The organism is Bacillus sp. FSL K6-2869 (genome assembly GCF_040869405.1).
In the GTDB taxonomy this organism is placed as follows: Bacteria; Bacillota; Bacilli; order Bacillales; family Bacillaceae; genus Bacillus; species Bacillus altitudinis.
In genome coordinates this window covers 132580-146357 of sequence record NZ_CP152035.1, presented here as the reverse complement: position 1 = coordinate 146357, position 13778 = coordinate 132580, and the positions used below count along the sequence as shown (strand labels likewise).

Below are 13778 nucleotides of genomic sequence, written 5' to 3'. Positions count from 1 at the left end.
TAAGCGATCTTACTTACCAGTTTTTCCTTCTTTACGGCGAACGAATTCACCTTCGTAACGAATTCCTTTACCTTTGTAAGGCTCTGGAGCACGGACAGCGCGGATGTTAGAAGCTAGAGCTCCTACACGCTCTTTATCGATACCTTTAACGATTACTTTCGTTTGAGATGGAACTTCTACTTCTACTCCAGCCTCAGGAACGATTTCAACTGGGTGAGAGTATCCAACGTTAAGAACAAGTTTGTTTCCAGATTTAGCTGCACGGTAACCGACACCGATTAGTTCTAAACCTCTTTCGAAACCTTTAGATACACCTTCAACCATGTTTGCAATTAAGCTACGTGTTGTACCATGTAATGCACGGTGTTCTTTATTTTCAGACGGACGGCTTACAGTTAAGACGTTGTCCTCAATTTTAATTTCCATATCAGGGTGAAATGCACGAGTTAGTTCACCTTTTGGTCCCTTTACTGTCACTGTGTTATCGTTGTTTGTCACAGTTACTCCTGAAGGGATCTCGATTAGCTTTTTACCTATACGAGACATACCAAGCACCTCCATTCATCTTAAACTTTTTTTACCATACGTAAGCAAGTACTTCTCCACCAGCTTGTTTAGCACGGGCTTCTTTGTCCGATAAAACACCTTGTGATGTAGAAATAATTGCGATTCCAAGTCCGTTAAGTACACGTGGTACTTCATTTGATTTCGCATATACGCGTAAACCAGGTTTACTGATTCTTTTAAGACCAGTGATAACACGTTCGTTGTTTTGGCCGTATTTAAGGAACAAACGGATAATTCCTTGTTTGCTGTCTTCGACGTACTCAACGTCACGGATAAAACCTTCACGCTTTAAAATTTCAGCAATTTCTCTTTTGATTTTTGAAGCCGGTACTTCTAGCTTCTCATGACGTACCATGTTCGCATTGCGAATACGAGTCAGCAAATCTGCAATCGGATCTGTCATAACCATTATTTAATAACCTCCTTCCCATTTATGGGGATTACCAGCTGGCTTTTTTAACGCCAGGAATTTGTCCTTTATATGCAAGTTCGCGGAAACAAATACGGCAAAGTTTAAACTTGCGAATTACTGAATGTGGACGTCCACAACGTTCGCAGCGCGTATACTCTTGAACTTTAAACTTTTGTTTGCGTTGTTGTTTCGCAATCATAGACTTTTTAGCCACGATTTCGCCTCCCTTTCATTGATTATTTCTGGAACGGCATACCTACTTGAGTTAATAACTCACGTGCTTCTTCATCCGTGTTGGCAGTCGTAACGATAACGATATCCATACCGCGGACTTTTGTTACTTTATCGTAATCAATTTCTGGGAAGATTAACTGTTCTTTAATACCAAGCGTGTAGTTTCCACGACCGTCGAAAGATTTCTTAGAAATCCCGCGGAAGTCACGTACACGTGGTAAAGATACAGAAATAAGTTTATCAAGGAAATCGTACATGCGCTCTCCGCGAAGTGTTACTTTCGCACCGATTGGCATTCCTTCACGTAGACGGAATCCAGCAATAGACTTCTTCGCACGAGTAACGACAGGTTTTTGACCAGCGATAAACGTTAATTCTTCAACAGCAGTATCGATTGCTTTAGCGTTTTGAACGGCGTCACCAACACCCATGTTGATCACGATTTTTTCGATTTTTGGCACTTGCATTACTGATTTGTATTCAAACTTAGAAACTAATGCAGGTGTAATTTCTTTTACATACTTTTCTTTAAGGCGGTTCATGAGAAAGACCTCCCTTCCTTATTTACTATTTATCTAGAACTTGCCCAGATTTTTTCGCTACACGGACTTTCTTTCCGTCCTCAACTTTATATCCAATACGTGTCACTTCACCCGTTTTAGGATCAAGCGGCATTACGTTTGATACGTGGATCGGCGCTTCTTGTTCAGAAATTCCGCCTTGAGGGTTAGCTTGGGTTGGTTTAGAGTGTTTTTTCACAAGGTTAATACCTTCTACTAAAACACGGTCCTTTTTAGGGAAAGCAGCAAGGATGACACCTTGTTTACCTTTATCTTTACCAGAGATAACCACTACTTTATCGCCCTTTTTAACATGCATTTAATCGCACCTCCTTGAGTCGCGGATTGTATTCATTAAAGTACTTCTGGTGCTAAAGAAACAATTTTCATATAGTTGTTTTCACGAAGTTCACGTGCTACTGGTCCGAAGATACGAGTTCCACGTGGGCTCTTGTCGTCACGGATGATGACACATGCATTTTCATCAAAACTGATGTAAGATCCATCGTTTCTGCGAGCTCCGCTCTTAGTACGAACGATAACTGCTTTCACAACTTCACCTTTTTTGACAACGCCTCCTGGTGTTGCTTGTTTAACCGTACAAACAATGACATCACCGATGTTAGCCGTCTTACGTCCAGAGCCACCAAGAACTTTAATCGTTAGTACTTCGCGTGCGCCAGAGTTGTCAGCTACTTTTAAACGAGTCTCCTGTTGAATCATTAATGTTACCTCCCTTCGGAAAAAGAAATCCGAACTTTATTAGATAATAACAGCTTCTTCGACAACTTCAACTAGACGAAAGCGTTTAGTCGCAGATAATGGACGAGTTTCCATGACCTTTACGATGTCTCCGATTTTTGCTTGGTTGTTTTCATCATGTGCTTTGAACTTTTTAGAGTATCTTACACGTTTGCCATAAAGTGAATGCTTTTTGTATGTTTCAACTACAACAGTGATGGTTTTATCCATTTTGTCAGAAACAACACGACCTTGATACACTTTACGTTGGTTACGTTCGCTCATGTTTGCGGGGCCTCCCCTCTAATTATTATTTATTAGCAGCGATTTCTCTTTGACGAATCACAGTTTTCATGCGTGCGATTGATTTACGCACTTCACGAATGCGAGCAGTGTTTTCAAGCTGCCCAGTCGCTAATTGGAAACGAAGATTGAAAAGTTCTTCTTTAAGAGACTTTACTTTTTGTTCAATTTCAGCAGTGGTAAGGTCACGAATTTCATTAGCTTTCATTTGATTCACCACCAATTTCTTCACGTTTTACGAACTTCGTTTTAATTGGCAATTTGTGAGATGCAAGACGAAGAGCTTCACGAGCAACTTCTTCAGACACACCAGAAATTTCAAATAAAACTTTGCCCGGTTTTACTACAGCTACCCAGCCTTCTGGAGCACCTTTACCGGAACCCATGCGGACCTCTAGAGGTTTAGCTGTGTATGGCTTAGAAGGGAAAATTTTGATCCAAACTTTACCGCCACGTTTCATGTAACGAGTCATAGCAATACGAGCAGCTTCGATTTGACGGTTAGTGATCCAAGAAGCTTCAAGAGCTTGGATACCGAACTCACCGAAATGTACTTCAGTGCCGCCTTTTGCACGACCACGCATTTTTCCACGATGTTCTCTGCGATACTTCACGCGTTTTGGCAATAACATATTATTTTCCTCCTTCCGCAGTATTCTTCTTAGTTGGAAGGACTTCTCCACGATAGATCCATACTTTTACGCCAAGCTTACCATAAGTAGTATCAGCTTCAGCAGTAGCATAGTCGATGTCAGCACGAAGTGTGTGCAATGGAACAGTACCTTCACTGTAATATTCAGAACGAGCAATATCTGCACCGCCAAGACGACCAGAAACCATTGTTTTGATTCCTTGTGCTCCAGCACGCATTGTGCGTTGGATTGTTTGTTTTTGTGCACGACGGAATGAAATACGATTTTCAAGTTGACGAGCGATGTTTTCAGCAACTAGCTGAGCATCAAGATCTGCTCTCTTGATTTCAAGAATGTTGATGTGTACACGTTTGCCAGTTAGGCTGTTAAGAGCTTTACGAAGTGCTTCAACTTCAGATCCGCCTTTACCAATTACCATACCTGGTTTAGCCGTGTGAATTGTGATATTTACGCGGTTTGCAGCACGTTCGATTTCTACTTTAGAAACAGACGCGTCAGACAAACGCTTGCTGATGAATTCACGGATTTTCAAGTCTTCATGTAAGAAGTCAGCGTAATCTTTTCCTGCGAACCATTTAGATTCCCAATCACGAATGACGCCAATACGAAGACCTACTGGATTTACCTTTTGACCCACGGATTATCCCTCCTTCTTTTCTGATACAACGATTGTAATGTGGCTAGTACGTTTGTTAATTGCGCTCGCACGACCCATAGCACGTGGACGGAATCTCTTAAGTGTTGGACCTTCGTCAACGAATGCTTGAGTAATCACTAGGCTGTTAGCGTCCAACTCGTAGTTGTGCTCAGCATTTGCGATAGCAGATTTTAATACTTTTTCAATAATTGGTGAAGCAGCCTTAGGTGTAAGGTTTAAGATAGAAACTGCTTCTCCTACTTGCTTACCTCGGATCAGGTCCATTACTAGACGTGCTTTACGAGGAGCAATACGGACTGTTCTTGCGACAGCTTTAGCTTGCATTTAAAAGCCTCCTCTCATTAGCGTCTTGTTTTTTTATCGTCACTAGCATGACCTTTGTAAGTACGGCTTGGTGCGAATTCGCCCAATTTGTGACCTACCATATCTTCAGAAATGAAAACAGGTACATGTTTGCGTCCGTCATAGACAGCGATTGTGTGACCGATGAATTGTGGGAAAATTGTAGAACGACGAGACCAAGTTTTTACGACTTGCTTTTTGTCAGTTTCATTCAATTTCTCGACTTTAGCCATCAAATGATCATCAACAAATGGTCCTTTTTTTAAGCTGCGAGCCATTGTGGAACCTCCCTTCGTGATTGAACTACGGTCCTAAATGAACCGTAGACAACCCCGTTACTTGTTTTTACGACGACGTACAATGAATTTATCAGACTTGTTGGTTTTCTTACGAGTCTTGAATCCAAGAGTCGGTTTACCCCATGGAGACATTGGTGATTTACGTCCGATTGGAGCGCGTCCTTCACCACCGCCGTGTGGGTGATCGTTAGGGTTCATTACAGAACCACGAACTGTTGGGCGTACGCCTTTCCAGCGAGAACGTCCAGCTTTACCGATGTTGATTAGTTCGTGTTGTTCGTTTCCAACTTGACCGATAGTCGCACGGCAAGCAGAAAGGATCATGCGTACTTCACCAGAGTTCAAACGTACAAGAACGTATTTACCTTCTTTACCTAGAACTTGAGCAGAAGTACCAGCAGAACGAACTAATTGTCCACCTTTACCTGGTTTTAATTCAATGTTATGCACAACTGTACCAACTGGGATGTTGATAAGTGGAAGAGCATTACCTGGTTTGATGTCAGCTTCTGGTCCAGAAGTAACTTCAGTACCAACTTGGATTCCTTTCGGAGCAAGAATGTAACGTTTCTCACCATCTGCATAGTTTACAAGAGCGATGTTCGCTGAACGGTTTGGATCATACTCGATTGTAGCAACGCGTCCAGGTATACCGTCTTTATCACGCTTAAAGTCGATGATACGGTATTGACGTTTGTGACCGCCACCTTGATGACGAACAGTCAATCTACCTTGGTTGTTACGTCCGCCTTTTCTGTGAAGCGGTGCAAGCAACGATTTTTCTGGTTTGTCAGTCGTGATTTCAGCAAAATCTGAAGTAGTCATGCCACGACGACCATTACTGGTTGGTTTATACTTTTTAATCGCCATTTTGAATTTCCCTCCTTCTTTTTAAGATTTACGCTTCAAAAATTTCGATTTCTTTGCTGTCAGCAGTTAATTTCACGATCGCTTTTCTGCGACGGCTAGTCATACCAGTGTAGCGTCCAACGCGTTTTGATTTACCTTTGTAGTTTTGAACGTTGACTTTCTCAACTTTCACTCCAAAGATTTCTTCAACAGCGTCTTTCACTTCTGTCTTGTTAGCTCTGACATCAACTTCGAACGTGTACTTCTTCTCTGTCATTAGATCAGCAGAACGTTCAGTAATGATAGGGCGCTTTAGAACATCACGAGGATCTTTCATTATGCAAGTCCCTCCTCTACTTTTTCAACCGCTGCTTTAGTGATCAGAAGTTTGTCGTGGTTGACAACGTCAAGAACGTTGATACCGTTAGCTTCAACAACTGTTACTCCAGGGATGTTACGAGCAGATAAAGCAACTGTTTCGTTTGCATCCGCAGTGACGATCAACGCTTTCTTCTCAACAGATAACCCTTTAAGGATGCCTGCGAATTCTTTCGTTTTCACTGCATCAAGAGTAAGATCTTCAAGAACGATGATGTTGTTGTCGATTACTTTAGAAGACAATACTGACTTGATAGCCAAGCGGCGAACTTTTTTAGGTAATTTATAAGAATAGCTGCGTGGTGTTGGACCGAATACGATACCGCCTCCGCGCCATTGTGGTGAACGGATAGAACCTTGACGAGCACGACCTGTACCCTTCTGTCTCCAAGGTTTACGACCTCCGCCACGTACTTCAGAACGAGTTTTTACTTTGTGAGTTCCTTGACGTAAGGAAGCTCTTTGCATAAGAATAGCATCGAATACTACGCTTTCGTTTGGCTCAATTCCAAACACAGAAGCGTTTAATTCGATTTCACCGTTAGTAGAACCGTTTTGGTTAAATAATGCTACTTTTGGCATGACTTGTTTCCTCCTTTCCTAAGAGAGTTATTTAGTTTTAACTGCACTCTTTACAGTTACTAGAGATTTTTTAGCTCCTGGTACGTTTCCTTTGATCAAAAGAAGATTGCGTTCTGCATCAACTTTAACGATCTCAAGATTTTGGACAGTGATTTGCTCTCCGCCCATACGTCCTGGAAGAAGTTTACCTTTGAATACTCGGTTTGGATCAACAGGTCCCATTGAACCAGGACGACGGTGGTAACGTGAACCGTGAGTCATTGGTCCGCGTGATTGTCCGTGGCGTTTGATAGCCCCTTGGAATCCTTTACCTTTTGATGTTCCTGTTACATCTACGATATCTCCATTTGCGAAAATATCAACTTTGACTTCCTGACCAACTTCATACGCATCTAACTCCACACCGCGTAATTCTTTTACGAAGCGCTTAGGAGCAGTTTCCGCTTTAGCAACGTGGCCTTTCTCTGGTTTGTTAGAAAGCTTCTCACGTTTGTCGTCAAAACCGATTTGGATTGCTTCATAGCCATCCGTGTCAGTAGTCTTCTTCTGAAGAACAACGTTAGCAGCAGCCTCAACAACAGTTACAGGGATAAGATCACCGTTTTCTGCGAATACTTGCGTCATACCAATTTTTCTACCTAAGATTCCTTTGGTCATTCGTCACACCTCCTATAATATGTGTTTTCTATTTGAATTAAAGTTTGATTTCGATATCTACACCGGATGGTAAATCTAAACGCATAAGTGCATCAACTGTTTGCGGAGTTGGATTCACAATGTCGATTAGACGTTTGTGAGTACGCATCTCGAATTGCTCACGAGAATCTTTGTACTTATGCACCGCACGAAGGATTGTGTAAACTGATTTTTCAGTTGGAAGCGGGATTGGACCAGATACACTAGCACCAGAACGCTTAGCCGTTTCAACAATCTTCTCAGCAGATTGATCAAGAATTCTATGATCATATGCTTTTAAACGAATACGAATTTTTTGTTTTGCCATTATTTTCCCTCCTTTTCGCCTACTTACGTTAGACAGTTCTCCGTGAGAAAAACCTGATCACCTTGCCATGGCAAAGCGGCCGGGTGTGTCAGCAACCTCTCACTTCATCGCAGTCAAAGACCAACATGCACTATTGTACCAAATTGGTCTGCGTGTTGCAATAATAAATCGGATAAATTTATGATTTGCACACTTTTCATATTATACAGGGGTTCAGCCTATAAATCAAGCTTTCCCTGAAGATGATGTGTAGCTGTCTTCCTGACGATACGAATAAATTCTTCTGGCTCTTCAATATGCGGAGAATGCGCAGATTCTTTAAAAATAAACCACTCTTTTATTGGTGCTGTAAGTTCATCAACATATGGTTTTGATACAGCAGCTGGTGTAATCATGTCATGTTCCCCGATGATAAAGTAGCAGGGTATTAATATAGAAGAAACTCGGTATTGAATACTTTCGTTCATCAGCTCGTCCCACAGCAAATCCTGGCTATACTTCTGTCCCATAAGGAATTTCCACTTATCTTTTAGCTGATAATGCTTACTAACAAGAAATGCATACAGCATTTGAAAAAGTGGCTTCCACCTATGCGTGAGCCCTACTTTTGCGAACTCTTTGTATAGAGAGAACAAAGCATGAGCAGAGGTGCGTTTCCAAGGGGGTGGTGTCAGCAATCTTAGACATCTAGTGAAGAAATTCTTTCCTTGATATTTTTTTAGAAGAAGTTCGTACGATACAATATCCTCTTTTAATACATCAACCACCTGACTAATTCCATAATAGGCATGATACAAATCTGGTCGTTTATGTACAGCTTGTATCGCAATTAATGATCCCCATGAATAACCCGCAATGTATAATTTCGTTTGATCATTATAAGAAAGCAGTTTTTCTGTAAGCTCAATCGTATCCTCTACGAATTGCCCAATGGTCATAGAAGACTCAGGAATGTTTTTTTGATAAGACAGTCCTGCACCGCGCTGGTCCCAATGAACAACAGTGAAGTCTTGATCAAGTTCCTTATGAAAGGAATCGATATAACTCATTTGAGCTGAGCCTGGGCCACCGTGTAAAAATAATAAAACAGGTTTTGTTTTTTCTGCTTGATCTTCTTTTATCATAATCCATTGATCAAGCCCGCCAATCGGCCACTTTTTCAACATTGTCTTCGCCATTCCAGTGATCCTCTCGGTTCCATTTAGATTCTATAGCTTATAGTAGCCGTTATGCACTGGAAAAGCAAAAAAAGAGACCCTTTTGCAAGGAGTCTCTTTTAACTGTTATTACTTAATGATAGTAGAAACGACGCCAGAACCTACAGTACGTCCACCCTCACGGATAGAGAAACGAGTTCCTTCTTCGATAGCGATAGTAGAGATAAGTTCAACTTCCATCTCAGTGTTATCGCCAGGCATTACCATTTCAGTACCTTCTGGAAGATGTACGATACCAGTTACGTCAGTTGTACGGAAGTAGAACTGCGGACGGTAGTTAGTGAAGAATGGAGTATGACGTCCACCCTCTTCTTTAGAAAGTACATAAACTTCAGCTTTGAAACGGCTATGTGGAGTGATTGTACCTGGTTTAGCAAGTACTTGACCACGTTGGATATCTTCACGAGATACACCACGAAGTAGTGCACCGATGTTGTCACCAGCTTCAGCATAGTCAAGAAGTTTACGGAACATTTCAACACCTGTAACAGTTGTTTTACCGTTTTCTTCTTGAAGACCGATGATTTCAACTTCGTCACCGACTTTAACTTGTCCACGCTCAACACGACCAGTAGCAACTGTTCCACGACCAGTGATTGAGAATACGTCCTCAACTGGCATCATGAATGGCTTCTCAGTGTCACGCTCTGGAGTTGGGATGTACTCATCAACCGCATCCATAAGTTCGAAGATTTTTGCTTCGTAATCAGCATCACCTTCAAGAGCTTTAAGAGCAGAACCTTTGATAACTGGTACATCGTCACCAGGGAAGTCATAGTCAGAAAGAAGGTCACGAACTTCCATTTCAACAAGTTCAAGTAACTCTTCATCGTCAACCATGTCACATTTGTTAAGGAATACTACGATGTAAGGAACACCTACGTTACGAGAAAGTAGGATGTGCTCACGTGTTTGTGGCATTGGACCATCAGCAGCAGATACTACTAAGATCGCGCCGTCCATTTGAGCAGCACCAGTGATCATGTTTTTAACATAGTCAGCGTGTCCTGGGCAGTCTACGTGTGCATAGTGACGAGTTTCAGTTTCATACTCAACGTGTGCAGTTGAGATTGTGATTCCACGCTCGCGCTCTTCTGGAGCACCATCGATTTGGTCATAAGCCATAGCTGTACCTTTACCAGATTTCTTATGAAGAACTGTTGAGATAGCAGCAGTTAGAGTTGTTTTACCATGGTCAACGTGTCCAATTGTACCAATGTTAGCATGCGATTTGGAACGGTCGAATTTTTCTTTAGCCATTCTAAAAATCCTCCTTAAAGGTTCATTGTATTTGGTATGAGTGATAGAAAGTGAAGAGTTACCTCTCACTTTCTGATCTTCAATAGTAGTTATACTTTAGTTTAAAGGCAAAATCAATTATTCACCTTTATTTTTTTTGATGATTTCTTCACTGATGCTCTTAGGCACTTCTTCGTAGTGATCCATGTGCATAGTGAAAGTACCGCGTCCTTGTGTGTTAGAACGGAGTGCAGTTGCATATCCGAACATTTCAGAAAGTGGAACCATAGCGCGAACAACTTGAGCGTTACCGCGAGCTTCCATACCTTCTACACGTCCACGACGAGATGTGATATCACCCATGATGTCTCCCATGTATTCTTCTGGAATAACGACTTCTACTTTCATCATTGGCTCAAGTAGAACTGGGTTACATTTGCTGACAGCATTTTTCAATGCCATAGATGCAGCAATTTTAAACGCCATTTCGTTAGAGTCAACATCGTGGTAAGATCCATCGAATAATTTTGCTTTGATGTCGATTAATGGGAATCCAGCTAATACACCATTTTCTAGTGAATCTTCAAGACCTGCTTGAATTGCTGGAATGTATTCACGTGGAACAACCCCACCGACGATTGCATTTGTGAATTCGAAGCCTGCGCCTTCTTCGTTTGGTTCGAATTCGATCCAAACGTGTCCGAACTGACCGCGTCCACCAGACTGACGTACGAATTTACCTTCAACTTTTGCACTAGAACGGAATGTTTCACGGTACGCAACTTGAGGAGCTCCTACGTTAGCTTCAACCTTGAACTCACGCTTCATACGGTCAACAATGATATCAAGGTGAAGCTCACCCATACCAGAGATGATCGTTTGACCAGTTTCAGTGTTTGTTTGTGTACGGAATGTTGGATCCTCTTCAGCTAGTTTAGCTAAAGCGATACCCATTTTATCTTGGTCAGCCTTAGATTTAGGCTCGATAGCTACATCGATAACTGGCTCTGGGAATTCCATAGACTCAAGGATAACAAGATTTTTCTCGTCACAAAGAGTATCACCAGTAGATGTATCTTTAAGACCAACAGCTGCTGCGATATCCCCTGCATATACAGTAGAGATTTCTTCACGGCTGTTTGCGTGCATTTGAAGGATACGTCCAACACGCTCACGCTTGTTCTTAGAAGAGTTCTTCACGTAAGAACCAGAATCAAGTGTTCCAGAGTATACGCGGAAGAAAGTTAGTTTCCCAACATAAGGGTCAGTCATAACTTTAAATGCAAGAGCTGCGAATGGTGCGTCATCAGTAGACTCACGTACAACCTCTTCATTTGTATCTGGCAATGTACCTTTGATTGCAGCAACATCAGTTGGTGCAGGAAGGTAGTCAAGCACAGCGTCAAGTACAAGCTGAACACCTTTGTTTTTGAAAGCAGATCCAACAAGAACTGGGTAGAATTCAACATTCAAAGTTCCTTTACGGATAGCAGCTTTCAATTCAGGAATTGTGATTTCTTCACCCTCAAGGTATTTTTCCATAAGCTCTTCATCAAGCTCAGCGACAGCTTCAATTAAGCTGCTGCGAAGCTCTTCAGCTTTGTCTTTATACTCAGCAGGGATTTCTTGTGCATCAGAGCGAGTTCCAAGGTCATCTTCGTAGAAGTATGCTACGTTTTCTACAAGATCGATGATTCCTTCGAATTGATCTTCAGCGCCGATCGGCAATTGAATTGCATGAGCGTTCGCTTGAAGACGATCTCTTAATGTGCTTACAGAGTAAAGGAAGTCCGCACCGGTTTTATCCATTTTGTTAACGAATACGATACGAGGTACTCCGTAAGTTGTTGCTTGGCGCCAAACTGTTTCAGTTTGAGGCTCTACACCTGATTGTGCATCAAGAACAGCAACCGCACCATCAAGTACACGTAAAGAACGTTCAACTTCAACAGTGAAGTCTACGTGTCCTGGTGTATCAATGATGTTTACACGGTAACCTTTCCATTGTGCTGTAGTAGCAGCAGAAGTGATTGTAATACCACGTTCTTGCTCCTGCTCCATCCAGTCCATTTGTGAAGCTCCTTCGTGAGTTTCACCAATTTTATGGATACGACCAGTGTAGTACAAGATACGCTCAGTCGTTGTCGTTTTACCGGCATCGATGTGAGCCATGATACCAATATTACGAGTTTTGTCTAAGGAGAACTCTCTTGCCATTGGGTAATTTCTCCTTCCTTATTAGGGAATAGTTTTTTTAGTTTGGTATAAATCCTACCAGCGGTAGTGAGCGAATGCTTTGTTCGCTTCTGCCATTTTGTGTGTATCTTCACGTTTCTTAACAGCAGCACCAGTGTTGTTAGCTGCGTCAAGGATTTCGTTAGCAAGACGCTCTTCCATCGTTTTTTCTCCACGAAGACGAGCGTAGTTTACTAACCAGCGAAGACCTAAAGTCGTACGACGATCTGGGCGAACTTCTACAGGAACTTGGTAGTTAGCTCCACCTACACGACGTGCTTTAACTTCAAGAACTGGCATGATGTTTTTCAAGGCTTGTTCGAAAACCTCCATCGCTTCATTACCAGTACGTTCTTTGATGATATCAAATGACTTGTAGAGAATAGTTTGTGACTTTCCTCTTTTACCGTCGATCATCATTTTGTTGATCAAACGTGATACAAGTTTAGAATTGTAAATTGGATCTGGCAAAACGTCTCTTTTTGCTACAGGACCTTTACGTGGCATCTGAATAGCCTCCCTTCTCTTTTAAAAGGATTTCTATCTGTCTTTCATCTCAATTTCATTGTCAGCTGCCTGACTCCACTGATCTGAACTCAACTTCTAAAAACCCTTATGTTTGTTTATATTATTTACTTTGTTTAGGGCGTTTTGTTCCGTATTTAGAACGTCCTTGCATACGACCGTCAACTCCGGCAGTATCAAGCGCACCACGAACGATGTGGTAACGTACACCCGGTAAGTCTTTTACACGTCCGCCACGGATAAGTACTACACTGTGCTCTTGTAGGTTATGTCCGATACCAGGAATGTAAGCTGTTACCTCAATCAGGTTAGACAAACGTACACGAGCATATTTACGTAGTGCTGAGTTTGGTTTTTTCGGTGTCATTGTACCGACACGAGTACAAACCCCGCGCTTCTGTGGAGATGTTACGTTAGTGTGCTCTTTTTTGAAACTGTTGTATCCTTTGTTAAGTGCAGGAGACTTTGAGTTTTCAACTTTACTCACGCGTCCTTTGCGTATTAGCTGATTAATTGTAGGCATGTTGTTATTCCTCCCTTCATTACTTTTTTTATAACCCACATACCCAGGTGGTTCATCAAAAGGCAAAAAACAATGCTTTTGCATTTTAAGCATGCAAAAACAAAACAAGTACGCTATAACATAATGGCAACAGCTGCTGCCCCAACTTCAATTCCGCAGGCCTTGCCGAGCTTTTTCATGGAATCTACCACTAAAATGTCTACACCCTTCTCTTGCGCTAGTTTCATTACACTAGCGGTTAAAGCAGGATCAGCATCTTTCGCTACGACGATTTCCTTCACTGAATCTCGTTTCAGAGCTTTTACTGTTTGCTTCGTACCAATAATAATGGATTGAGCCTGTGATACTTTATCATAAGACATCGAATATCCTCCAAAGTAACAGGTTTTATTTTGAGCACCTTGGTTATATTATCATCATGGCAGAAGGATGTCAATATCGTTTGACAGATAATCTTG

General features: G+C 41.8%; 23 protein-coding genes. All 23 read right to left on the bottom strand.

The window, feature by feature from the left end; genetic code table 11:
- Nucleotides 1–9 precede the first annotated feature (9 nt).
- Complete coding sequence (rplF, locus tag MHI58_RS00810; RefSeq protein ID WP_008345395.1) at nt 10–546, bottom strand: 50S ribosomal protein L6; 537 nt, start codon at nt 544–546, stop codon at nt 10–12.
- 31 nt (nt 547–577) lie between these two features.
- Complete coding sequence (gene rpsH, locus MHI58_RS00805) at nt 578–976, bottom strand: 30S ribosomal protein S8 (protein WP_007496327.1); 399 nt, start codon at nt 974–976, stop codon at nt 578–580.
- A 31-nt stretch (nt 977–1007) separates the two neighbouring features.
- A complete protein-coding gene (gene rpsN, locus MHI58_RS00800; RefSeq protein WP_008356542.1) occupies nt 1008–1193 on the bottom strand; it encodes a 30S ribosomal protein S14 in 186 nt (61 codons plus the stop codon).
- A gap of 22 nt (nt 1194–1215) precedes the next feature.
- Entirely contained in the window at nt 1216–1755 is a 540-nt protein-coding gene (gene rplE, locus MHI58_RS00795) for a 50S ribosomal protein L5 (protein WP_003217159.1), read from the bottom strand.
- A gap of 25 nt (nt 1756–1780) precedes the next feature.
- The gene (rplX, locus tag MHI58_RS00790) at nt 1781–2092 is read right to left on the bottom strand and encodes a 50S ribosomal protein L24 (protein ID WP_007496325.1); all 312 of its coding nucleotides are present in this window, start codon (nt 2090–2092) and stop codon (nt 1781–1783) included.
- A 35-nt stretch (nt 2093–2127) separates the two neighbouring features.
- A complete protein-coding gene (gene rplN, locus MHI58_RS00785) occupies nt 2128–2496 on the bottom strand; it encodes a 50S ribosomal protein L14 (RefSeq protein ID WP_003216882.1) in 369 nt (122 codons plus the stop codon).
- A gap of 39 nt (nt 2497–2535) precedes the next feature.
- Nucleotides 2536–2799, bottom strand: coding sequence for a 30S ribosomal protein S17 (gene rpsQ, locus MHI58_RS00780; protein ID WP_003216906.1), 264 nt, complete (start codon nt 2797–2799; stop codon nt 2536–2538).
- Nucleotides 2800–2824: 25 nt separating this feature from the next.
- A complete protein-coding gene (rpmC, locus tag MHI58_RS00775; protein ID WP_003217155.1) occupies nt 2825–3025 on the bottom strand; it encodes a 50S ribosomal protein L29 in 201 nt (66 codons plus the stop codon).
- Nucleotides 3015–3449: a 50S ribosomal protein L16 gene (gene rplP, locus MHI58_RS00770; RefSeq protein WP_003225801.1), complete on the bottom strand. Its 435-nt coding sequence runs from the start codon at nt 3447–3449 to the stop codon at nt 3015–3017. The genes rpmC and rplP overlap by 11 nt, the downstream gene beginning before the upstream one ends.
- Nucleotide 3450: 1 nt before the next feature.
- Nucleotides 3451–4107, bottom strand: coding sequence for a 30S ribosomal protein S3 (rpsC, locus tag MHI58_RS00765; protein WP_003217241.1), 657 nt, complete (start codon nt 4105–4107; stop codon nt 3451–3453).
- A 3-nt stretch (nt 4108–4110) separates the two neighbouring features.
- Nucleotides 4111–4452, bottom strand: a complete 342-nt coding sequence (rplV, locus tag MHI58_RS00760; RefSeq protein WP_007496316.1) for a 50S ribosomal protein L22 — start codon at nt 4450–4452, stop codon at nt 4111–4113.
- A 17-nt stretch (nt 4453–4469) separates the two neighbouring features.
- Nucleotides 4470–4748, bottom strand: a complete 279-nt coding sequence (rpsS, locus tag MHI58_RS00755) for a 30S ribosomal protein S19 (protein WP_003216920.1) — start codon at nt 4746–4748, stop codon at nt 4470–4472.
- A 57-nt stretch (nt 4749–4805) separates the two neighbouring features.
- Nucleotides 4806–5639: a 50S ribosomal protein L2 gene (gene rplB / locus MHI58_RS00750; protein ID WP_007496314.1), complete on the bottom strand. Its 834-nt coding sequence runs from the start codon at nt 5637–5639 to the stop codon at nt 4806–4808.
- A 28-nt stretch (nt 5640–5667) separates the two neighbouring features.
- On the bottom strand, nt 5668–5955 hold the full coding sequence (rplW, locus tag MHI58_RS00745; RefSeq protein WP_003217016.1) for a 50S ribosomal protein L23: 288 nt from the start codon (nt 5953–5955) through the stop codon (nt 5668–5670).
- Complete coding sequence (gene rplD / locus MHI58_RS00740; RefSeq protein ID WP_007496312.1) at nt 5955–6578, bottom strand: 50S ribosomal protein L4; 624 nt, start codon at nt 6576–6578, stop codon at nt 5955–5957. Before rplD ends, rplW begins: the two co-directional genes overlap by 1 nt.
- A gap of 27 nt (nt 6579–6605) precedes the next feature.
- On the bottom strand, nt 6606–7235 hold the full coding sequence (rplC, locus tag MHI58_RS00735) for a 50S ribosomal protein L3 (RefSeq protein ID WP_007496311.1): 630 nt from the start codon (nt 7233–7235) through the stop codon (nt 6606–6608).
- 37 nt (nt 7236–7272) lie between these two features.
- Nucleotides 7273–7581: a 30S ribosomal protein S10 gene (gene rpsJ / locus MHI58_RS00730; protein ID WP_003156464.1), complete on the bottom strand. Its 309-nt coding sequence runs from the start codon at nt 7579–7581 to the stop codon at nt 7273–7275.
- 218 nt (nt 7582–7799) lie between these two features.
- Entirely contained in the window at nt 7800–8759 is a 960-nt protein-coding gene (locus tag MHI58_RS00725) for an alpha/beta fold hydrolase (protein ID WP_045035069.1), read from the bottom strand.
- A 108-nt stretch (nt 8760–8867) separates the two neighbouring features.
- The gene (tuf, locus tag MHI58_RS00720; RefSeq protein WP_007496302.1) at nt 8868–10058 is read right to left on the bottom strand and encodes an elongation factor Tu; all 1191 of its coding nucleotides are present in this window, start codon (nt 10056–10058) and stop codon (nt 8868–8870) included.
- Nucleotides 10059–10175: 117 nt separating this feature from the next.
- Nucleotides 10176–12254, bottom strand: a complete 2079-nt coding sequence (gene fusA, locus MHI58_RS00715) for an elongation factor G (protein ID WP_007496301.1) — start codon at nt 12252–12254, stop codon at nt 10176–10178.
- A gap of 54 nt (nt 12255–12308) precedes the next feature.
- Entirely contained in the window at nt 12309–12779 is a 471-nt protein-coding gene (gene rpsG, locus MHI58_RS00710; protein ID WP_003216884.1) for a 30S ribosomal protein S7, read from the bottom strand.
- 121 nt (nt 12780–12900) lie between these two features.
- Entirely contained in the window at nt 12901–13320 is a 420-nt protein-coding gene (gene rpsL / locus MHI58_RS00705; protein WP_003216962.1) for a 30S ribosomal protein S12, read from the bottom strand.
- Nucleotides 13321–13433: 113 nt separating this feature from the next.
- Nucleotides 13434–13682, bottom strand: coding sequence for a 50S ribosomal protein L7ae-like protein (locus tag MHI58_RS00700; protein ID WP_008345416.1), 249 nt, complete (start codon nt 13680–13682; stop codon nt 13434–13436).
- Between the last annotated feature and the right edge of the window lie 96 nt (nt 13683–13778).